This window comes from Flavobacterium ajazii (assembly GCF_010614725.1).
GTDB lineage: Bacteria > Bacteroidota > Bacteroidia > Flavobacteriales > Flavobacteriaceae > Flavobacterium > Flavobacterium ajazii.
Genome location: NZ_JAAEHL010000007.1, coordinates 339,851 through 362,155, shown reverse-complemented (window position 1 = coordinate 362,155; position 22,305 = coordinate 339,851). Strand labels below are relative to the sequence as shown.

The following is a 22,305-nucleotide window of genomic DNA, read 5'->3' as shown; positions in this document are numbered from 1 at the left end:
TCATAATTTCTCCATTTGTAATTGTACCAACCAAGTCCCAGCTCGTCTTGGAGCTCCTGACCTTGGAACTTATACTTATTAATCCCAATTAACCCTTTCCCAAATTTCTCCATTAAAAGTTATATATTTAATGATTCCGTATTTTTTGTCCCAGTAGAGTATTTCAGGATCATCATCTGTCCCTTCATGGAATTTCATTCTTTTATACGTTAATTCATAAACATTATTGAAACTCTTCTGTGATAGGGTTAAGGTTTCTACGGGTTTAGTTTCTGTGTCGTTGAAAATTTTAAAACTTGATTTCAGATATGTAAAGTTTATACAATATTTTGGGTCATTTTTTCCGATACAATAACCAAACATTGGTTCAGATTTTTCTTGGTAATCAGGATATTTATACTTACTGTTTTTATAATTAATATTCACACAATGAACCTTATTGTCGTGTCTTAACCAATCATATTCGTGATATATTCTTTTAGAAACAATTATACTACTATCTTTTTTTTTGGTTGTTAAACTTTGATAAATTAAAACATCATAGACATCATAGACATTAAAAAATTCTAACTCTTCTTTTGTAAAGTTTATTTTCTTTACAAACATACCACAAGATGTAAAGCTGAATATAAGTACTAAAATTATAAATGGGATTATGTAATTTCTCATGATACTAATTATTAAGGAAATCATTTATTTGTTTTAAAATATTATTCCAAGATTCTGCATCATGACCACCTTTGTTGCCTTTATGCTCTGGTCTAATCATAAGAAAATCAGAACCCTTGATTTCTTTTAATTCGGACGAACCATTAAATAATTCCATTAAATGCCCTAGTACACCAGCTCTTGAAGAAACTCTATCTGTTTTAGTAGAAAATTGTGCTCCAAATACTCCATCTGGATGAGAAAAGCCTCCTGGTTGATGTGGAGATAAATAAATACCTGCCTCTAATCTGTTTGCATATTCGCTATCCAATAATTGAGTAAGCATACCAGCAGCGTGAGCTGCACCTTGGCTGTGACCTACAATTTTTATAGTTTCTTCATTTGTCAATTCAATCGTTCCATTCTGTAATTGGGCAATCAATTCATTACCTGCTTTTTTACCCATTTCAAAACGCTCAGAAGCTTTTGATCTAAAATGATGGCTACCGTTTACATATACATTATGTTCATCACCAAAAAATCTATTAATTTCGCCTCTTGTAGTGATTCCTGTTTTATACTCGTCTACATCCCAATAATTAATAGTTTTGCCATTAAATGATAAACCATTGGTTTGTATTTGAGTTCCCCATCTTTCTGGTCTGTAGTTATTTGAGGTAAGTTTCATTCCTAATGCTTGGGAAAACAATAAACCATTTACATAAACAATTAATCTACCATCGGGGTCAATAGCATTTACAGGATTATTAGATACATAATTATATGGACTTAACGTTTCGTATTTCTCAGCTAATGGGTCCATAGACAACCAACGTCCTAATGCTGGCTCATATCTTCTTGCTCCGTAGTCATAAACATTAAGCCCCAGCTCGTCTTGCAGTTCCTTTCCATTGTACTTATACTTCAAGCCCGGATTGGTAGAATTCACAACATCGTTACTTTTGTGTTTTAAACCAAAAGGATAATAACTATTTTCTTCTAAAACCTGTAAAGATGGTGTAGATGTCTGGCTAATGTCTTTATAACTTAATTGTACGTTTCCTAAATGATCTTTGTATTGGTAAATATAACTAAAAGTTCCAGCATTATACTCAACATATCCCTCTGTATGTGGAAAAAACTTCAAAGTGTTATTTTCATACTGAAATCCTCCTGCATAATCGGTTGTTGTTCCTGTACTGACAATTTTACGTTGTTTTATGCCTAATGCATCGTATATATAATCAATAGTTTCCCCTGTTACAAATGTTATTTTGGTTGGGAGATTCAGGTGGTTATACGTTATGCCATCAGCTGTAGATGTTCCAATCCCTTTATTATAATCTCTTGTCATATTTCCATTGGTATCATAACTGTAATCGTCACCTGTATTAGTCCCGTCTTTAAAGCCTTCAGAACCATAAGTATAAGTTTTTGCATAATCTACCACTTTCATTAGGCGATTTCCTTTGTCGTAATTATAGCTTAATTCATCAGTAGTAGTGTAAGAGTTGGCATTACTAGGATTTTGCATGTAACGCTTTAGGTTCATAATATTTCCATTACGATCATATGTATCAATTTGCTCGTCAAATTTATAGTTTGAAATATTATTTTCAGCATACATAGCTTTCTTAAATCTGTTTAATGCATCATAGGTGTAGGTATAGTTTTTCAAACTGCTGCTCATTGGATTGGAGCTCTTCCAAAAAGTCTGACTGATGTTTCCATTATATAAAGCTGTTCCTGTAGATGGCTTGTTGTAATTTAGCTGAAAACCAAATAAATCCCCTGACCCCATTGTAATAGTACTATTAGTGGTATCACTATCATTTATTCCTTTCAGCCAGCCACGAATGTTATAGGTGTAGTCTACTGTTTGCAAACGGCTTTGAGTTGTTTTTCCACCTACTTTTTTCTGAATGAGCTGACCGAGTTCATCATACTCATTCTCTGCAATCACTTCTGGTATTGCAACGCCATTAATTGCCTGAGTTTGTTTGGTTATCCTTCCTCCCTGATCATATGTAAAAATATCTTCTACGGTTGTGGTAACGCTATTTCTGAGATGGGTAGATACGTTTTTTAAAATCCGTCCGACAAAATCGAGCTCACTGTTGGTAGAGCTTATAGTACCCAGATAATCATTTTTGCTATAGTTATAAATTAGCCTGCCTTTTGTATCATAACCATTTACATTGGTTGTCCAACTCGTTGTACCCAATATGCGAATCTTATTTCCTGTAGCCAAACCTTTGGTGTTGACAGCCGGAACAATTGGAGTGCTGCCATTTGTATCAAAATTATAATCATCGTAGTAGTTTACGGTATAGATTTCAATACCCGTGCTTGGAAAATTAACATTAGTGTAATAGGTACTCTCATAACCTGTTCCTGTGCTCGCTTTTGACTCATACATTTTAGCAGCTGTATCATTCTGGATGTCAAAATAATTTTGCATGTCAGTGCGTCCTAAATAGGTATTGTTGGTATGCACACCTGTATAGGCTGTTCTTCCGAAAACTTCATATTTGGTAAACAACCATTTATTGGAAGCTTTTAAATTGGCATCCTGGGTTAAAACTGGCCTGTCCAGTTTGTCATATACAATATATTCCCAGTCTTTGCCAGGAAGTTTTTTTTCTACTAGTCGATTTCGTTTGTCATACCTGTATTGATAAATCAAATCATCAAAGGTCGTTCTGTCTATAGGCTGGGCAATGTAGTTAGCCTGATGGTCTGCTAGATTTATAATTCTGCTAGATTCGTAATAGCCTTCTGCATTTGGATATATTTGGGCTCCAGTTGAAGAAAAATACAAATCACCATCCTGTATATAAGCTGTACCTGCTAAAACAGGATAGCCTTGTGAATTTGCCATCATAATATCTCCTAATGGCATATTAGGTAAAGGAGGATTATAATTCAAATCTAGAATTTTTCCCGATTTTAATGTTGTTCCAAAAACAAAACCATCAGCATATAAAGATAATATAAGGGATTCCGAAGTTAAACCTATATCAATTTGACAAAAGTTATTGTCTCCACTTGTAAAAATGTCAAAATTCTGCATATCGCTGTAATAATTAGAATATTGAAATCCTTCATATGCCTGTGTTATTGAGGTGTAGGTAAATACTTTTGGAGGTAGTACATAAGTCAGGTTTCCGTAATCATCATATACATAATAGGTGTCATGCCATTTAGTTGTATCAAAAGTTCGTTTTAAAATAATACGCCCTTCTTTATCCTTAAACTCTTCCGTTGTATGGTCACGAGGGTAATTTTGGTTGGACTGCCAGTTTTCATCTTTGGTAACAGTTTTGTACAATTGTGCAGGATCGTAAATACCTTCATCTTCCAGATACGGGTTTTCTGTATTGCCACCAATAAAAGAAACCCCAAAACGTCTTACCTGATCCGCATCAGTATTGGTTTGATAATCGAATCTTATTTCGTGACCGTTACCAAGTTTCCAGTCTTCTCCTGGAGCTGCCTGTTTTAGGACCCTGTTAAGCGGTGATGCCTCAAATTCTTTTTGAGAATAGGGATTTGAAGTGTTTTCGTATGTAGCCGTATTGTAAAATATACCAACATCAGTTAGTGCACTGGTTCTATAATTGAGCGAAGCAGCTGCAGTTGGTACATAAGGCAAATAGTCTTTTGTCTGACGTCCAAAAGTATCATATTCTATAGGGGTCACGATATCTTTTCCTGTACCAGACTGCTGGTGTGCTACCTGTTGGACAGGACGTCCCAAACCATCAAAATAAGTGATGTTTTGATCTGCTTGTGTGCCTGTAGGGTTTGTAATACTGCTGGTTGATTCTACTTTGTAAATGGTCGTTTTTATATAGTTCTCAGTCTGCGATTGCCCAAAAAATAGTATTGGCAGGATAAGAAAAAAAGTTATATATATTTTCATAATACTCATGGTTTTATTAATAGATTTTGAAATAGTTTTGTGGTTGCTAATTTGAAGTTGACCAATAAGTCAAAGCACCTCCCGGTGACCACGAATATGCTAAAATCATTTGTGAACCAGATGTTGTTCCAAAATAATTACCTTTTACATAATATGAAATTGTACTATTGCTAGGTAATGCAACATAACTTGTAGATGGAAAACTTTGTCCACTTTGAGTAAAAGTTCCGGTTTTATTGATACTAGTGCCATAAATGTTCATAATAGCGGTACCTGAACCAGATGTTGCCGTTCCAGACTGAGCAACCAAATAAACATAGATCGTTGATCCCGAACCATTAAAGATAGTGCCTTCTACCGAGGCTGGACTAGTAGTAGGATAGGTTCCTGATTTTTTATTGAATCCAAATACAGGAGTACCTGTAGTAAACATAGATACGGAAGAAGATAAAGTACCGTCACCACTAGCATTATAAGCCAGTACCTGAACACTATAAGATGTCGAAGCAGTTAATCCTGAAACAGAACCCGATGTAGAAGTTGTAGAACTAACATATGCTCCATTTACATATAATTTATAACCCGAAGCACCGGCCAGAGCATCCCATGAAAAATTGATAGCTGAAGTAGAAGCACTCTTAAATACTAATCCTGTAGGTGATGATGTTGGAGGACCTGCAGCCGTTGACATTGCTACAACAGAACATAATGGCCCATCACCACTAGAATTATAAGCAAGAATTTGGATATTATAAGAGGTTGCAGGAATTAATCCCGATATAGAACCCGATGTAGAAGTTATATCACTCCTGTATGTTCCGTTTAGATATATTTTGTAACCAGTAGCACTGTTAACAGCATTCCAGGAAAAATTTAGAGATGTGGTGGAAGCACTTGTCAAAGCTAATCCTGTTGGCTGCACTGGAAGGGGAATAGGAGGCGCAGTTGTCATTGCTACAGGAGAGCATAAAGCACCATCACCGATAAAATTATAGGCAAGTACCTGAACATTATAAGATGTTGAAGATAATAATCCGTATAAAGTACCCGATGTAGAAGTTGTAGAACTTACATATACTCCATCTTTATATATTTTGTATCCAGTAGCTCCTTCAACTGCATTCCACACGAAACTTAATGTTGTAGCAGTTGAGCCTGAAAATGCTAAACCGTTTGGTGCCAGTGGTATACTCGCATAATTATAACTGTATTCATTTAGAATATTAGAACTATGGTCTTTTGTTTTTTGCAGTCTATTAAAACTATCATACGTATAATATGTCGTATAGCCTTTCGCATCAGTCACGCTGGTCATACCTATAAGCGGATCATAGGTATAGGTATTGACCATAGCATTTGGAAACTGATTTCGAATAGTATTTAATGCTGTTCTTAAACTGTTTTCAGTTGCTTCATCTATATCATTATTTGATGCTGTTACTGCGGTGTTAATAGTTGTTTGTATACCCGAAGATAAACCGACAAATGTTGCATTTTCTATTTTTGCAATTGGATATTGCTCACTATAACCCCAAATATAAATTATATGCATACCGTTTGCTGTACTAACTTCTTTTATATTACCATTGGTGTAATAGTCATTAAAAATAATCTGATCTTGTAAGTTATTAGTACTAGAATTGTACACTCCTTTAAGGCTTTGCGTGTTTTTTGGCAGCACATTATAATTACCCCAATCTTTGTAATTAGTACGTTGTACATTTAGTAACTCATTGCTCTGAGTCAGACCATCAGAATTGATATCTTCATAAACACTTGTTTGTATCACTTCACTAATTTTATTTAATCCATTAGGCTCATTACTTGAATTTTTAAGCCTTTTTACAGCATCAAATTCATCTGAAGTTAGAGCATCGTTGCCTAAAGAGGTAATTGTGGTAATTTCATCCGGATATACTTTTTTAGAGATTATTGTGCGCCCATTACTTTTTTGGCTTTTTTGCTCTGTCACAAACAAATTATCATTGTATTTATATTCTTCCTTGTTAATTATAGGAGAGTTACCTTCTAAATATTCTGTAGTTTCGGTGCTATCCAATTTTTGACTTAATTGTTGAATGTCATAATTGTAAAAGTTATAAGCCCCTGATTTCCAAAATTTTCCACCAACATAGTTGACCAATGGAGAACAAGAAAACCCTTTTATGTTTTGTTTGAGGTTATGAGAATAATTGTTTTTAATTTTCTTTACTAAATGTCCCTTATTGTCATAATAGTTAGTCTCATTTTCTAATACATCCCCAAAAATGACATCGTGATAGAAAATCGGTAAATTCCCAGAAGAATGCTTAAAATCCCATGGAAAAGAAGGCGGTAACAAGGATCTCGAATAAAAGTTAGGGCCGATTTGAAGAAACGAAGTATCGAATAGATGTTCAATACTACCATTATTAACAATAGCATCACCATCATACTCAACTACTTTTTTATATACTACAGGTCTGCCATTGAAGGTTATATCGAGATTAGGTGAAGAAGATGCAACAAATTCATTTGTATAATAGCTGTAAGATGGTTCCGTCACTAGACTCATGAAATGTTTTGCAAAATAAAAATATCTTAACACTTTTGAGTATCCAATATAACTAAATGTTCTTTTGTATTCTTTTCCATCTGTTTTATTACTGATCGATTTGATACGTAAACCTCCTACTGGTCGTTCAGAAACATCTGTATTTCCTTCATATTCAAAAATACGTTCTCCACCAGTAGGGAAAGTTATTTTTTTTAAGGCTCCCTGTTGTGCAAAAGTATAGTCTGCTGATCGATCAGCGCTGCCAAACATATTGCTTGATGCTAAGCCCCACATACCTTCCCAAGTGAACTCTGATGGCATTAAGTTAGTATTAGTCCACCTGCCATTATAGAATCCCCAATAATCTATGGAACTTGTATTTACTAACCATGCAAATGAGGGGTTTATTTCTAAACCTGGAAAACCTGCTGAATTATATTCAAAACTATATTTGTTAACCTTTAGGTTTCCAGTGTCTTGAAATTCAATCTCATCTAATTTATACCAATATTTATATTTTGGTGGAGAATCTGTTTTTTGATATTTTGTTTGATTAAACTTGAATGTTTTTATTGGATTGTTTATTCCATTACTAAAAACTTCAATTTTATCTAGTAAATGATCTGGATAAAAGTTGCTTTTATAGCTGAATTTCACATAACCAGAATTAAAAATTATTTTTGTGATTTTTTTCTGAGTATATTGAAAACCAGTATATATGATGTTATTTTCCTTTGTAGAAGCGGGCATTAGTGGACATCCACCTTGAGAAGCACAAGAAGTGAGTGTAACATGTGAGTTATATTGAATATTGGTTTTACTTATAGAATTGTAGTTATCTGGTCCAATAACATCATCATATTCAAAATATATTGTATCTTTTTTATTAGCTGATATTATTTCTGTTAATAACCAGGAAGTGGTTCCATCTCCTGAATTAGTCGTGTTACTTGTAACTTTGAAATATTCTTTAACCTCTTGTCCAGTAGCTAGTGATTTTCCAAATCTGTAGAGTGTTCCCTTTTCATCTGTTACTTCATAAAAGTCAAGTGTACTTTTGTCAATTGGATAAGAAATAATTTGTACCGGTTTATAAGGAAGTAAAACAGCTTTTTTAAATTCACTCACGACAGTATTTCTGGAGTAAACAAATTTGCCATTTTGGCTATTTGGTAAAATGTATGAAAAAATATCTGGTGAAGTATCTAGTCCATATTTTTCAATACCTCTTAATAATGTTACATCTGCATCGTCAGCTAAAACATCCGTTTGAGTCCCTGTTATATTTTCTTTTAATGGGATTATTCTATTCCAATGATTCTCATCAGGCTCATTATTGATAGACCTGCTTATTATTCCAAAAGCATTCAAATTCCATCCAAGCCCAAGAATTCCACTTTCATCTTCATTTGGCTTAAAACCTGGGTTATTATAGCTAATTGTGATAGGCAGGGAAAGATTTCCTGAACTAATTGTGTAAATTGGTATGCTTGTAGAAGGTAATCCAGAAGATAAATCCATTGGGTAATCAATGTATTTAATCATTTCACTTGCCTGAGGGGAAGGTTTGATAACTTCTGGGAGTTTTATTGTCTGTCCAATCAAAAAAGAAGGTAAAAACAATAGAATAATTTGAAATTTTTGTTTCATTGTAATCTTGTTTTTTTGTTAAACTTAAATTGATAAAGTTTTTAAAGTATTGATATGTTTTATTTTAATAGATTTTTTCTTAAAAATAACTTGTGTTTACGATCTTTATTTTCCTTTATATATGTATAAAAAGAAGATTTGTAGAACATTTAAATTAAGTATGTCTTTTTTTATGAGAGAACACAAGTATAAGTTAATATTTGTTAAAATTTGTATTGTTGATGAAATAAATATTAACAAAAAAAAAGCTACTGTTAATAAAGAGAATGTTGTTTTAAGAACCGCTCAATGATATTGTAAGTGGTAGTGAGTAAAACCGTTGTCAAAATTTCTATAAAAGAAATGAATGGTTCAGGAATAATTACCTGAAGCTTCAGGTTTACAATTAGAAGTCAGAAAATCTATTTTTAAATTTTAAAGGCACAAATTAAAAAATAAAAGGATTAAAATAGAATCTGCCAAATCTGCGAGTTAAAAAAAACTTAAAACTGCGCACGATAATGTGACGGAGAAATCCCTTTCAGTTCCTTAAACTTTCTGTTGAAATTGGCAATGTCCTGAAATCCGCACTGCTCGGATATAGAAGCTATTGAAAGGTCTTTTTTATGATGCAGCAATTTACAGGCATTTTCGATTCTGATTTCAATCAGAAATTCAAAAAAGGTTTTATTTGTGCGCTTTTTAAAATAACGGCAAAAAGCATTTTTACTCATATTTGCCTTATTTGCCACTTCTTCCAGCGTAATGTTCTGGTGAAAATATTCAATGGCATATTCAAAAACGGCACTCATTCTTCTACCTTCATCATCAGTATATTTTTTCTTGTAGACAAAAGACGAAAGAGGTGTTTTTTCAGAAGAAATAATGATGTTTATAATTTTTAGGAAAGAAGCAATACGCTGTATTTTATTCTGCTTTTTCAGTTTAAGAAAATGATGGACTATTTTCTTGTGGTTCGAAAGGATTTTCATTCCGTATTCAGATTCCTTAAAAAAGTCATCTACACTGCTCATATCATTAAGAGCAAAAAAATCTTTCCCGAAAGAAGTTTTTGTAAAGAACAGAGTCAGCATTACAGATTCCGGACTTGCCTCAATATTACTTCTGAAAACATGTGGGAGGTTTTCGCCAAGTACTAAAATATCCCCTTCATTATAATCGTTTATAGAATCTCCGACGATGAGTGTTCCGGCACCTTTTAAAATATAACTGATCTGAATTTCTTCGTGCTGGTGCAGCTGGTCATAAAAAACACGTTCAATATCCTCCTGATAAATCAGGGCCTCTTTCTCTGTTTTTGGTATTTTAAATGGTAAGATTTTCAACGGATTGTTTTTTTGTTATGTAAATATTATCAAAAAAATCAGATTATACAATAGATGGGGTAATATAGTCCTGATATAAGCTAATAATGACAAAGATGCCTCTTTGAATAAGTTTTATTTTTGATAAAAATTAAGAATATGAAAATAAAATGGGAAGGCGTAATGCCGGCTGTAACGACTAAGTTTACAGATAAAGGTCAACTGGACCTCGGAATGTTCGAAAAAAACATTAAAGCACAAATTGATGCCGGAGTTAATGGAATTATCCTTGGCGGAACACTTGGAGAAGCCAGTACATTAACCAAAGACGAAAAAGAAGTTTTAATTACTACAACTTTAAAATTAGTCGAAGGAAAAATTCCCGTTATAGTAAATATTGCGGAGCAAAGTACCAGTGAGGCCGTTACTTTGGCAAAACGTGCAGAGGAATTAGGTGTAAACGGTTTAATGCTTTTACCTCCAATGCGTTACAAAGCAACAGATTATGAAACAGTTGTTTATTTTAGGGAAATCGCAACAAGTGTTTCATTACCAATTATGATTTACAACAACCCTGTAGATTATAAAATTGAAGTAACACTGGATATGTTTGAAGAGCTTTTGAAACTCGATAATATTGAGGCTGTAAAAGAATCTACAAGAGATATCAGCAATGTAATCCGAATTAGAAACCGTTTTGGAAACCGATTAAAAGTGCTTTGTGGTGTTGATACTTTAGCATTAGAAAGTTTAGTAACCGGCGCTGACGGATGGGTGGCAGGCTTAGTGGCAGCATATCCTGAAGAAACGGTAGCGATTTATAAACTGGTAAAAGCAGGAAGAGTTGAAGAAGCAGTATCAATTTACAGATGGTTTATGCCATTGTTGGAACTGGATATTTCACCGCAATTAGTTCAAAATATAAAACTGGCAGAAGTAGCAACAGGACTGGGAACAGAAAATGTAAGAGCACCGAGACTTCCTTTACAGGGAGCAGACAGAAAACGAGTTTTGGCAATCATTGAAGACGCAATGAAAAACAGACCGTCTTTACCGGATTACAAAAACATTTAATTTAATTTTAAACGAAAGCGATGATAACAGGTAAAAATTATATTGGAGACTTGCTTTCCGCAAAAGGAAAAACAAAATTTAAAACCATAAATCCGGAACTGAATTCGGAAAATGAAACGGTTTTTTATGAAGCTTCTGAGGATGAAATTTGTCAGGCAGCAGTTTTGGCCGATGAAGCTTTTAAAATATATTCGACTATCCCGGATGTCAAAAAAGCTGAATTTCTGGAAGCCATTGCTGATGAAATAGAAGCCTTAGGCGATGTTTTATTAACGACTTATATTCAGGAATCCGGTCTTCCTGCCGGAAGAGCCAATGGAGAACGTGCCAGAACAACCGGACAGTTAAGAGCCTTTGCGACGATGCTGAAAGAAGGTTCCTGGGTAGAAGCCATTATCAATAAAACAGAAGGAAAACCTGATATCCGAAGAATTCAGATTCCGATTGGGCCTGTAGTGGTTTTTGGGGCGAGCAATTTTCCGCTTGCTTTTTCTACTGCCGGCGGAGATACTGCTAGTGCTTTGGCAGCCGGTTGTCCTGTAATTGTAAAATCGCATCCGCTTCATGCCGGAACAGGAGAATTGGTTGCTTCGGCTATTATAAAAGCGGCAAAGAGAACCGAAATGCCAAATGGTGTTTTTTCTAATATTAACAGCAGTGGTATTTCAGTTGGAAAAACGCTGGTAGAACATCCGTCAATTAAAGCAGTTGGTTTTACAGGAAGTATAAAAGGAGGCACGGCACTTTGCAAAATTGCGGCTAACAGACCTGTTCCAATTCCGGTTTACGCCGAAATGGGAAGTATAAATCCGGTATTGATTCTGCCTTCGGCTTTAAAATCTGATAGTGAAAAATGGGCAACAAATTATGCTGCATCGATCACAGCCGGTACTGGTCAGTTTTGTACGAATCCAGGACTTATTTTAGGTGTGAAAAGTAAGGAATTGGAGGATTTTATTACTATTTTAGCTTTAGAGACAGACAAATTAGACCCGACTTGCATGTTGCATCCGAACATAAAAAGGCAATACGAAAGTCTAAAATCAGAAGTTCTCGAACAAGAAGGATATACCAAAAAAACTATTGTAGAAAAAGAAACAAAACCCAATTATGCCCTGCAAAGTATCATAACGGTTGACGGGGATACTTTTTTGAAAAACAGAACATTTCATAAAGAGGTTTTTGGTCCTTTTTCTGTTGTAGTCAAATGTGATGATATCCAACAGCTAAATGAAATTATTCTCGATCTGGAAGGACAGCTTACAGGAACCGTTTTAAATTCGGATTTAAAAGAATACGAAGACTTTAAGGAAGTAATCGAAAACCTCAAAAACAAAGTAGGCCGATTAATTTTTAATAATGTACCAACAGGAGTTGAGGTTTGTTCCGGAATGACACATGGCGGGCCGTTTCCTGCCAGTTCCGACAGTAAATTTACATCGGTAGGATTAACAGCCATAAAAAGATGGGTACGTCCTGTAACCTATCAGGACTGGCCGGATCAATTATTACCGAAAGCATTACAGGATAAAAATCCGTTGAATATTAATAGAACAGTGAACGATATAGTAACCCAGAATCCTATTTAATATATGCCTAGAAAAACATTTTTTTGCGTTGATGCACATACTTGCGGAAATCCGGTGCGAGTAGTGGCCGGAGGCGGTCCCAATCTCGTTGGGAATAATATGAGCGAAAAACGCCAGCATTTTTTAAAAGAATACGACTGGATTCGCAAAGGTCTTATGTTCGAACCGCGGGGTCATGACATGATGAGCGGCAGTATTTTGTATCCGCCAAGCAATCCTGAAAATGATTTCGGAATTTTATTTATCGAAACTTCCGGCTGTCTGCCGATGTGTGGGCACGGAACTATCGGAACAATAACTATTGCCATCGAAGAAGGATTGGTTGTGCCTAAAATTCCGGGGAAAATAAAAATGGAAGCACCTGCAGGCTTGGTTCAGATAGAATACCAGCAAACCGGAAAAAAAGTAGATTGGGTGCGCCTGACAAATGTAAAATCATATTTAGCTGCCGAAGGTCTTACCATTGATTGCCCGGAATTGGGCGAAATTGTTTTCGATGTTGCTTACGGCGGGAACTATTATGCCATTATAGATCCGCAAAGTAATTTTTCAGGAATTCAGGATTTTACGGCAGCAAAAATTGTACAGTACAGTCAGGAAGTCCGTAAACGCATCAACGAAAAATACCCAAATCGTTTCATTCATCCTGAAAACGACACCATACGTGACGTAAGCCATATGTTGTGGACAGGCGACCCGATTGACCCAACTTCTTCAGGAAGAAATGCCGTTTTTTATGGAGACAAAGCAATTGACCGTTCTCCTTGCGGAACCGGGACTTCTGCCAGAATTGCTCAGTTGCATGCCAAAGGGAAACTGAAAAAAGGAGAAGATTATATTCACGAAAGTTTTATAGGAAGCAAATTTATTGGAAGAGTCGAAGAAGAGACCTCCATTGGAGATATAAAAGCCATAGTTCCGAGTATTCAGGGCTGGGCAAAAGTGTATGGCTACAATAATATAATCATTGATGAAGATGATGATCCTTATGCCTTTGGATTTCAGGTAATTTAAAAAGAAACTATAACTCAGCGGTTAACAAAAATCTTGTCGCCAAATTTTAAATTTAGAATCATAATGAAAAAAGTAAGTATAATTGGCGGGGGAATAATAGGCTTATGTTCGGCTTATTATTTAGCTAAAGAAGGTTATGAAGTAGTTGTTTTTGATAAATCTGATATGAATGACGGCTGCTCTTACGGAAATGCCGGAATGATTGTGCCTTCGCATATTATTCCACTGGCTCAGCCGGGCATGATTGCACAGGGAATAAAATGGATGTTTGATAGCCACAGTCCGTTCTATGTAAAACCTAGGTTAAATGCAGATTTAATGAAATGGGGACTGCAGTTTTATAAACATGCGAACCTGAAACATGTTGAAAAAGCAATGCCCGCACTTTGTGATTTATCACTTTTGAGTAAAGAATTGTATCAGGATTTTGCTAAAGAAAGCAGCTCTTTTTTTTATGAAGAGAAAGGACTTCTGATGCTTTATAAAACAGATAAAACAGCCGAAGAAATTTATCACGAAGGAAAACTGGCCCAAGCATTAGGATTAGAAGTTGATTTTCTTTCCAAAGAAGAAGTTTCAAAATTAGAAACCGGAACTGCGACAAATGTTATCGGTGGTGTACATTATAAAAGTGACGCCCATATTTATCCACAAAAATTCATGCAGTTTATCAAAGATGAACTGAACAGACTGAACGTAAAAATTCATTCGCAGACCACAGTAAATAATTTTGTTGTGAAGAATAATACCGTTGCAGAAATCGTAACAGATAAAGGCACTTTTGCAACAGATGAAATAGTTTTAGCAACCGGTTCATGGAGTCCGGAGATTGCCAAAAAACTGAATGTGAATATTTCAATCCTGCCGGGAAAAGGATACAGTTTTACACTGAAAGACCAAAATCATAAACCTTCAGTTCCGTCTATTTTATGCGAAGGGAAAGTGGCAGTAACGCCAATGAATACTGATATCCGTTTTGGTGGGACAATGGAGATTACGCATACAAAAGACACTAAAATCAATCAGAACAGGTTACAGGGAATCGTAAACTCAATCAACGATTTCTACCCGGATTTAAAAATCGAAATGCCTAAAGAAGAAGATACCTGGTTCGGATTCAGGCCTTGTACACCTTCGGGAATGCCTATAATCGCCAGAGACAAAAAACTTAAAAATTTAACGGTGGTAACGGGACATGCCATGATGGGATTAAGTCTGGCACCGGCAACCGGAAAAATAGTATCGGAGATTATTTCTGAAAAACCAACTTCTGTCGATACACAAATGTTTCAACTCTAAAAAAATCAGCTTCATCTTACCTTAAAATGAAGCTGATTTTTTTTGATAATGCTATTTTGATTTTAAATTATTAATCGAAAGAAATGCTGAACCCTAACCAGGTTTAGAATTTGTGATATTTTAAAATCGCCAAACAAACAAAAAACAAAAAACAAACCAAAAAATGAAAGACAATAACCAGGAAGAATTTAAAAAAGAACTCGGCCTTCTCGACGGAACCATGCTCGTGGTAGGCTCCATGATAGGCTCCGGAATATTTATCGTTAGTGCCGATATCGCCAGACAGGTAGGCTCAACAGGATGGCTTATTTTGATATGGCTGATTTCGGGATTAATTACTATGATTGCAGCGATTAGTTACGGTGAGTTAAGTGCTATGTTCCCTAATGCCGGCGGTCAGTATGTTTATTTAAAAGAAGCTTATAATAAACTAACTGCCTTTCTGTATGGCTGGAGTTTTTTTGCAGTCATTCAAACTGGAACTATTGCGGCTGTGGGAGTTGCATTTTCAAAATTTACAGCTTATTTAATTCCGGTTGTGAGCGATGAAAATATCTTGTACGAAATCGGAAGTTTTAAACTGAATACAGCACAAATTGTTTCGATAGTAATCGTTATTGTGTTGACATATCTGAATACCCGTGGCGTCAAAAACAGTAAAATTCTGCAGACAATTTTAACGATTATAAAAATTCTGTCTATTTCAGGACTGATTATCTTCGGATTTACTTTGGCAGCCAAATTCTCTGTTTGGAATGCCAACTGGGCAGATGCCTGGACCCCTCGCTCTTTTAATACCGAAAATGGCTCATGGTTTCCAATTGGAACAACAGCTTTGATTTCGGGAATTTCGGCAGCGATGGTCGGAACTTTATTTTCAAGTGATTCCTGGACAGGCGTAACTTTTATTGCAGGAGAAATTAAAAACCCGAAACGAAATGTTGGTCTGAGTATGTTTCTGGGAACGTTGATCGTAACCATTATTTATGTACTGACAAACGTGATGTATGTAGCGGTTATTCCGCTTAACGAAATTGCCGGCGCAAAATCCGACAGGGTAGCAGTAGTCGCTTCACAATATATTTTTGGAGACATCGGAACTTTCATCATAGCGCTCATGATTATGATTTCGACGTTTGCCTGCAACAACGGATTAATCATGGCCGGAGCCAGAGTTTATTATACAATGGCTAATGACGGTTTGTTTTTCAAAAAAGCAGCTAAACTTAACAACGCCAGCGTTCCTGAATGGGCACTTTGGGCACAATGTATCTGGGCGTGTGTATTATGCCTTACGGGTAAATATGGTGATTTATTAGATTTTGTAATTATCATTGTACTTATCTTTTATATCCTGACGATTTACGGAATAATTATTCTTCGAAAGAAAAAACCGGATGCAGTACGTCCGTACAAAGCTGTCGGATATCCTTATTTACCATGGCTGTATATCATAATCGCTTCAGCTGTTTCAGTTTCACTTTTATTTACAAAAGTATCAACCTGTGGCTGGGGCGTTTTAATTATGCTGATCGGTATTCCGGTTTATTATTTAATTAACGAAAAACCTTCAAATTAAGGTAATTAATCGAATTAATTAGGTTCAGGATTAAATCAGGCGATAGATTAGATGCACTGCTGTGCATTTCTACCATGCGGTAATGTAAAACCTTGTTTAAAATTTTTTTAATGAAATCTATCCGTAGAGACGCACTACTGTGCGTCTACTTCTAATGTATGCTGAAGTGTTAAGAAAAGCGTTATTTGAATGACACATTAGTATTTAATATCTGTTTTTTATTCACATTCTGGTTTCGATAGGTAATATAGTCTTACTATTTGATAATATTAACCCATAGACAACAATAATTATTATCTATTTTTATTGATATGAAAATTATGAAGACAACTAATAAAAAAATAAGTGTGTTTTTAACACTTTCATGGTGTTTGGTCAGCCATGCTCAGGGTACACTGAAAGAGTACAAGAAAGCAATTGCTGTCGACTCTTTATTTAAAAATAAGGTAATCAACAGTCCAAAAGAATTTCATTGGATTGGGAACGAGTATGTATGGTACAGCAACAATATTCAAAAAGGCAAAGAGTTTCTTTTGGTGGATACCAAACAGCAGAAACAATCTGCAGCTTTTGATCATACTCTTTTTGCGGAGTCTTTATCAAAATTTTTAAAGAAGGAAGTAAAAGCAAAAGAACTGCCTATCGAAAATCTGGAGTTTGAGAAAACCTTGTCAGCTCTTGTTTTTACAACAGATACGGTAAAGATTTCCTGTAATTTAAAAACATATGAACTTACTGAAATAGGCAGTTATAAAAAGCCTTTAAAAAATAATGACTATTGGGGCGGTAGTTTTGATGAACTGGGAAATAAACCTGTGGGTTCTCCAGATTCTTTGTATGTCGCTTTTATCAAAAATTATAATTTGTATATAAAAGATAAAAAGACAAAAACAGAAACCCAGTTGAGTTACGACGGCTCAAAAGGATTTTACTATTCGTCTTATTTGCAGTGGTCGCCTGACAGCAGGAAAATTATGGCGTATAAGGTAAGACCGGGCGAGGAGCATAAAATCTATTTTGTAGAATCGAGTCCAAAAGATCAGTTTCAGCCAAAATTACAAACGAGAGAATATTTAAAACCTGGAGATCAGCTGCCATTTAAAAGTCCGCAGTTGTTTGATGTGACTTCAAAAAAACAAATTACAGTTGCAACAGATTTATTTCAGCAGCAATATGATCTTTCAGAAATTGAATGGAAAGACGACAATAGCGCTTTTACTTTTGAATACAATCAGCGTGGACATCAGGTGTATCGTGTTCTGGAAGTAAATGCCACAACAGGAAAAGTAAGGGTGATAATTGAAGAAACCAGTCCGACTTTTGTGGAATACAGCGGAAAAAGATTTCGTCACAACATAAAAAAGAACAATGAAATTATCTGGGCTTCGGAGCGTGACGGCTGGAATCATTTGTATTTGTATGATGCAGGAACAGGAAAAGTAAAAAATCAGATTACAAAAGGCAATTGGCCGGTTCGTGAAGTGATCAAAGTAGACGAAGAAAACAAACAGATTTATTTTACTGCAAGTGGTTTAGATAACGATCAGGATCCGTATCTGCTTCATTTTTGCCGAATTGACTTTAACGGAAAAAACTTTAAACGATTAACTACCGAAAACGGAAATCATAAAGTTACCTTTTCACCGGATTATAAATATTATGTCGATCAGTATTCGAGAGTAGATTTACCACCTGTTACGGTTTTAAAAAATTCAGATACTCAAAAAGCAGTTTTAGCAATGCAGCAGGCGGACATTTCTGAATTGAAGAAAACCGGCTGGACGGCACCGGAAGTTTTTTCAGCAAAAGGAAGAGACGGCAAAACAGATATTTGGGGAGTAATTGTACGTCCGACTACTTTTGATCCAAATCGTAAATATCCAGTTATCGAATACATTTACGCAGGCCCTCAGGATTCTTTTGTTCCGAAGAATTTCCAGCCGTATTATTGGGCAATGTCATCTTTGGCAGAATTAGGTTTTATTGTGGTTCAGATTGACGGAATGGGAACTTCAAACCGTTCGAAGGCTTTCCATGATGTGTGCTGGAAAAATTTAAAAGACGGTGGTTTCCCAGACAGAAAACTTTGGATGAAAGCAGCGGCGGCAAAATATCCTTATATGAATATTGATAAAGTGGGCATTCACGGAACATCTGCCGGAGGACAAAATGCAGGAGCAGCCCTGGTTTTTAATTCTGATTTTTATGATGTTGCCGTTTCATCATGCGGCTGCCACGATAATCGTATGGATAAAATGTGGTGGAACGAACAATGGATGGGATATCCAATAGGTCCGGAATATGAAGCCTGTTCTAATACTGCAAATGCCGCACAACTGAACGGAAACCTAATGTTGATTTTAGGAGAACTCGATGATAATGTTGATCCGGCATCGACAATGCAGTTTGCTAATGCTTTAATCAAAGCCAATAAAAATTTTGAACTGGTGATTGTTCCCGGTATGGGACATTCTGCCGGAGGAGATTACGGCGAACGAAAAAGAAGAGATTATTTTGTACAGCATTTGTTGGGCGTTACACCTCCTGCATGGAGCGAAGTTTATAAGTAAGACTCTTAGAAAAATAGAAATAAAGATTTTGTAAATCTTAAAGAAATTAAGTTAAGTATGAAAAGAGGGACGTTATTTATTTGTGCAGTAATCAGTTTTTTTGCAATCGGCACGACTGTTTTACAGGCACAAAACGGTGATCAGATTTTGGACGGAATTGGCGAAACAGGATTAATTGCGCGCTATGTTTTTGATGGCGATGCAAAAGACTGGTCCCGAAATAATCTGCACGGTAAAATTGAGGATGTAAAAGCAAAGTTCGTAAACGATGACTTGTTTGGCAAAGTACTTTCGTTACTGGCAGACAGCAAAGCTTTTGTTTCTATTCCGGGTGAAGGAATCATAGGTGAAGAATCACTCAGTATAACAGGCTGGATTTACTTGCGTTCTGCTCAAAAAGGCCAGCGTTTTTTTGATTTCGGAAAAAGTATCAGTTCACATTTTTATGCCGCACCAGCCGGAACTCAGACGAAAGAAGGGCTTCAGACAGAAATTACAAACGGAAAAGGTATTCAATACAATACGTCTTCACCTGCCATAGCCATAAATAAATGGAATCATATAGCTGTCGTACTTAATATTCCGTCAAAAACGGTTAGCACCTACGTGAATGGTGTATTGGCTGGCGAAACAAAGAATGCGGAATTAAATTTAAGTCAGTTATTTGACAGTAAATCGAAACTTTTTATAGGGAAATCAGTATCAGAAGAAGAACCTTATTTGAACGCTAAACTACACGATTTCAGGATTTACAGAGTTCCTTTAAATGAAAAGCAAATCAACAGAATTTATAATAATGCATTAAAAGAAGGACAGGAAGAAGAAGCACAGGAAGAACAAGTAACAGATTTGCCAAAATTTTCAAAAACAGCTCCACAACTGTACAATCAATATTTGACCAGCGTACCGGATATTCAGGTAGAGACGACAACAGGATACCTGCCAAGAATACCTTCTTATTTAAAAGGAATTTATCGTGATGGTGTTCATGGACCAGAAGTGCGTGTGATCTGGCCTTCGCCAAAAGACAATAACGAAGTGCTTAAAGCAGGGCAATATACCGTAACAGGAATTGTTTCCGGAACCGATTTAAAACCAAAAGCAGTTATAACCGTAAAAGAAGCAAAAACAGCAGCTGCACCAAAGCGTAAACTGGAAGTTTTTAGTCTTGATGAGGTTACACTTAACAAATATATTGACGGACAGCAAACTAAATTTATTGAAAACCGTAATAAGTTTATCTCAACACTTGCCACTACAGACCCGGATTCTTTCCTTTATATGTTTCGTAATACTTTTGGACAGCAACAGCCAAAAGAGGCAGAACCGCTTGGGGTTTGGGATACTCAGGAAACAAAATTGCGCGGACACGCTACAGGACATTACCTGACTGCTATTGCTCAGGCTTATGCAAGTACGGGTTATGATAAAACATTACAGGCAAATTTTGCTCAAAAGATGGAGTACATGGTAAATACACTGTACCAATTAGCACAATTATCAGGACAGCCAAAAGTGGCAGGAGGGAAGTTTGTATCAGATCCGACAGCGGTGCCTCCGGGCCCCGGAAAAACAGACTATGATTCAGATTTAAGTCCTGAAGGTATTCGTACTGATTATGAGAACTGGGGAAAAGGATTTATAAGCGCTTATCCGCCGGATCAGTTTATTATGCTGGAAAAAGGAGCTACTTACGGAGGGCAAAAAACTCAGATTTGGGCGCCTTATTATACGCTGCATAAAATTTTGGCAGGTTTAATGGATGTTTACGAAGTAAGCGGTAACGAAAAAGCGCTTGCAACTGCCAAAGGTATGGGAGACTGGGTGTATGCCCGAATGAAAAAACTGCCGACAGAAACGCTGATCAGTATGTGGAACCGTTACATTGCCGGAGAATTTGGAGGAATGAACGAAGCGATGGCACGTTTATACCGAATCACAAAAGATCCTCATTATTTAGAAGTTGCAAAACTATTTGACAATATCAAAGTATTTTACGGCGATGCAAATCATTCGCACGGATTGGCAAAAAATGTGGATACTTTTAGAGGATTACACGCCAATCAGCATATTCCGCAGATTATGGGAGCGCTTGAAATGTACCGTGATTCTAATACTTCAGATTATTATCATGTAGCCGAAAACTTTTGGTACAAAACAGTAAACGATTATATGTACAGCATTGGCGGAGTTGCAGGAGCCAGAAACCCGGCTAACGCAGAATGTTTTATCAGTCAGCCTGCTACGATTTACGAAAATGGTTTTTCATCAGGTGGTCAAAACGAAACCTGTGCGACTTATAACATGCTGAAATTAACAGGAGATTTGTTTCTATACGAACAAAGAGGTGAATTAATGGATTATTACGAACGCGGACTTTATAATCATATATTGTCTTCTGTAGCGCAGGACAGTCCTGCCAATACATATCACGTTCCGTTAAGGCCCGGATCAGTAAAACAGTTTGGAAATCCGCATATGACAGGTTTTACCTGCTGCAACGGAACAGCGATAGAAAGTAATACAAAATTTCAAAATTCGGTTTATTTTAAAAGTACAGATAACAAAGCGCTTTATGTAAATCTTTACGTGCCGTCTACTTTAAACTGGACAGAGAAAAAGGTAACAATCACACAGACAACAGATTTTCCTAAAGAAGATTTTACCCGATTAACGATTAAAGGAAACGGTAATTTTGATATTAATGTTCGTGTGCCCCATTGGGCAACAAAAGGATTTTTTGTAAAAATAAATGGCAAAGAAGAAAAAGTAAAAGTACAGCCGGGAAGTTATCTGAAATTGAATCGCAAATGGAAAGACGGTGATACAATTGAATTGCGCATGCCGTTTGAATTCCATTTAGAACCCGTAATGGATCAGCAAAATATTGCCAGTTTGTTTTATGGACCGGTTTTGTTAGCAGCACAGGAAACCGAACCAAGAAAAGACTGGCGAAAAGTGATTTTTGATGTAAAAGATATCAGTAAATCGATTCAGGGAGATCCTAAAAAACTGGAATTTACTATTGATGACGTTCTTTACAAACCTTTTTACGAAACTTACGGACGTCATTCAGTTTATCTTGATATTACATTCAAATAACGTAGCAAAACATTA

Annotated in this window: 11 protein-coding genes; 7 read left to right on the top strand and 4 right to left on the bottom strand. The window is 36.0% G+C overall.

Features of this window, described 5'->3' with window-relative positions:
• Positions 1-78: 78 nt before the first annotated feature.
• The 4 genes from GWR14_RS14935 to GWR14_RS14920 form a co-directional block, all read right to left on the bottom strand.
• Positions 79-669 carry a hypothetical protein gene (locus GWR14_RS14935; RefSeq protein ID WP_163409872.1) on the bottom strand — a complete coding sequence of 197 codons (591 nt, stop codon included), beginning with the start codon at positions 667-669 and terminating at the stop codon, positions 79-81.
• A gap of 4 nt (positions 670-673) precedes the next feature.
• Positions 674-4,573: a DUF6443 domain-containing protein gene (locus GWR14_RS14930; protein ID WP_163409871.1), complete on the bottom strand. Its 3,900-nt coding sequence runs from the start codon at positions 4,571-4,573 to the stop codon at positions 674-676.
• A 46-nt stretch (positions 4,574-4,619) separates the two neighbouring features.
• Positions 4,620-8,759 carry a fibronectin type III domain-containing protein gene (locus GWR14_RS14925; protein ID WP_163409870.1) on the bottom strand — a complete coding sequence of 1,380 codons (4,140 nt, stop codon included), beginning with the start codon at positions 8,757-8,759 and terminating at the stop codon, positions 4,620-4,622.
• Positions 8,760-9,241: 482 nt separating this feature from the next.
• On the bottom strand, positions 9,242-10,084 hold the full coding sequence (locus GWR14_RS14920; RefSeq protein ID WP_163409869.1) for an AraC family transcriptional regulator: 843 nt from the start codon (positions 10,082-10,084) through the stop codon (positions 9,242-9,244).
• A 138-nt stretch (positions 10,085-10,222) separates the two neighbouring features.
• Between GWR14_RS14920 and GWR14_RS14915 the strand changes: the two genes are divergently transcribed.
• The 7 genes from GWR14_RS14915 (at position 10,223) to GWR14_RS14885 (ending at position 22,290) form a co-directional block, all read left to right on the top strand.
• Positions 10,223-11,137 (top strand): dihydrodipicolinate synthase family protein, encoded by a 915-nt coding sequence (locus tag GWR14_RS14915; protein WP_163409868.1) that lies wholly within the window; start codon positions 10,223-10,225, stop codon positions 11,135-11,137.
• A gap of 20 nt (positions 11,138-11,157) precedes the next feature.
• Positions 11,158-12,726, top strand: a complete 1,569-nt coding sequence (locus tag GWR14_RS14910; protein ID WP_163409867.1) for an aldehyde dehydrogenase (NADP(+)) — start codon at positions 11,158-11,160, stop codon at positions 12,724-12,726.
• A gap of 3 nt (positions 12,727-12,729) precedes the next feature.
• Positions 12,730-13,740, top strand: a complete 1,011-nt coding sequence (locus GWR14_RS14905) for a 4-hydroxyproline epimerase (protein WP_163409866.1) — start codon at positions 12,730-12,732, stop codon at positions 13,738-13,740.
• 63 nt (positions 13,741-13,803) lie between these two features.
• Positions 13,804-15,039 (top strand): NAD(P)/FAD-dependent oxidoreductase, encoded by a 1,236-nt coding sequence (locus GWR14_RS14900; protein WP_163409865.1) that lies wholly within the window; start codon positions 13,804-13,806, stop codon positions 15,037-15,039.
• A 163-nt stretch (positions 15,040-15,202) separates the two neighbouring features.
• A complete protein-coding gene (locus GWR14_RS14895) occupies positions 15,203-16,618 on the top strand; it encodes an APC family permease (protein WP_163409864.1) in 1,416 nt (471 codons plus the stop codon).
• Positions 16,619-16,938: 320 nt separating this feature from the next.
• Entirely contained in the window at positions 16,939-19,188 is a 2,250-nt protein-coding gene (locus GWR14_RS14890; RefSeq protein WP_163409863.1) for a S9 family peptidase, read from the top strand.
• A 57-nt stretch (positions 19,189-19,245) separates the two neighbouring features.
• Positions 19,246-22,290 carry a beta-L-arabinofuranosidase domain-containing protein gene (locus GWR14_RS14885; protein ID WP_163409862.1) on the top strand — a complete coding sequence of 1,015 codons (3,045 nt, stop codon included), beginning with the start codon at positions 19,246-19,248 and terminating at the stop codon, positions 22,288-22,290.
• The last annotated feature ends 15 nt before the right edge of the window (positions 22,291-22,305 follow it).

Excerpts from the sequence above, each read along its gene's own strand:
- GWR14_RS14935 (WP_163409872.1), bottom strand. The coding sequence starts at position 669 with ATGAGAAATTACATAATCCCATTTATAATTTTAGTACTTATATTCAGC.
- GWR14_RS14930 (WP_163409871.1), bottom strand. The coding sequence starts at position 4,573 with ATGAAAATATATATAACTTTTTTTCTTATCCTGCCAATACTATTTTTT.
- GWR14_RS14925 (WP_163409870.1), bottom strand. The coding sequence starts at position 8,759 with ATGAAACAAAAATTTCAAATTATTCTATTGTTTTTACCTTCTTTTTTG.
- GWR14_RS14915 (WP_163409868.1), top strand. The coding sequence starts at position 10,223 with ATGAAAATAAAATGGGAAGGCGTAATGCCGGCTGTAACGACTAAGTTT.
- GWR14_RS14910 (WP_163409867.1), top strand. The coding sequence starts at position 11,158 with ATGATAACAGGTAAAAATTATATTGGAGACTTGCTTTCCGCAAAAGGA.
- GWR14_RS14905 (WP_163409866.1), top strand. The coding sequence starts at position 12,730 with ATGCCTAGAAAAACATTTTTTTGCGTTGATGCACATACTTGCGGAAAT.
- GWR14_RS14900 (WP_163409865.1), top strand. The coding sequence starts at position 13,804 with ATGAAAAAAGTAAGTATAATTGGCGGGGGAATAATAGGCTTATGTTCG.
- GWR14_RS14895 (WP_163409864.1), top strand. The coding sequence starts at position 15,203 with ATGAAAGACAATAACCAGGAAGAATTTAAAAAAGAACTCGGCCTTCTC.
- GWR14_RS14890 (WP_163409863.1), top strand. The coding sequence starts at position 16,939 with ATGAAGACAACTAATAAAAAAATAAGTGTGTTTTTAACACTTTCATGG.
- GWR14_RS14885 (WP_163409862.1), top strand. The coding sequence starts at position 19,246 with ATGAAAAGAGGGACGTTATTTATTTGTGCAGTAATCAGTTTTTTTGCA.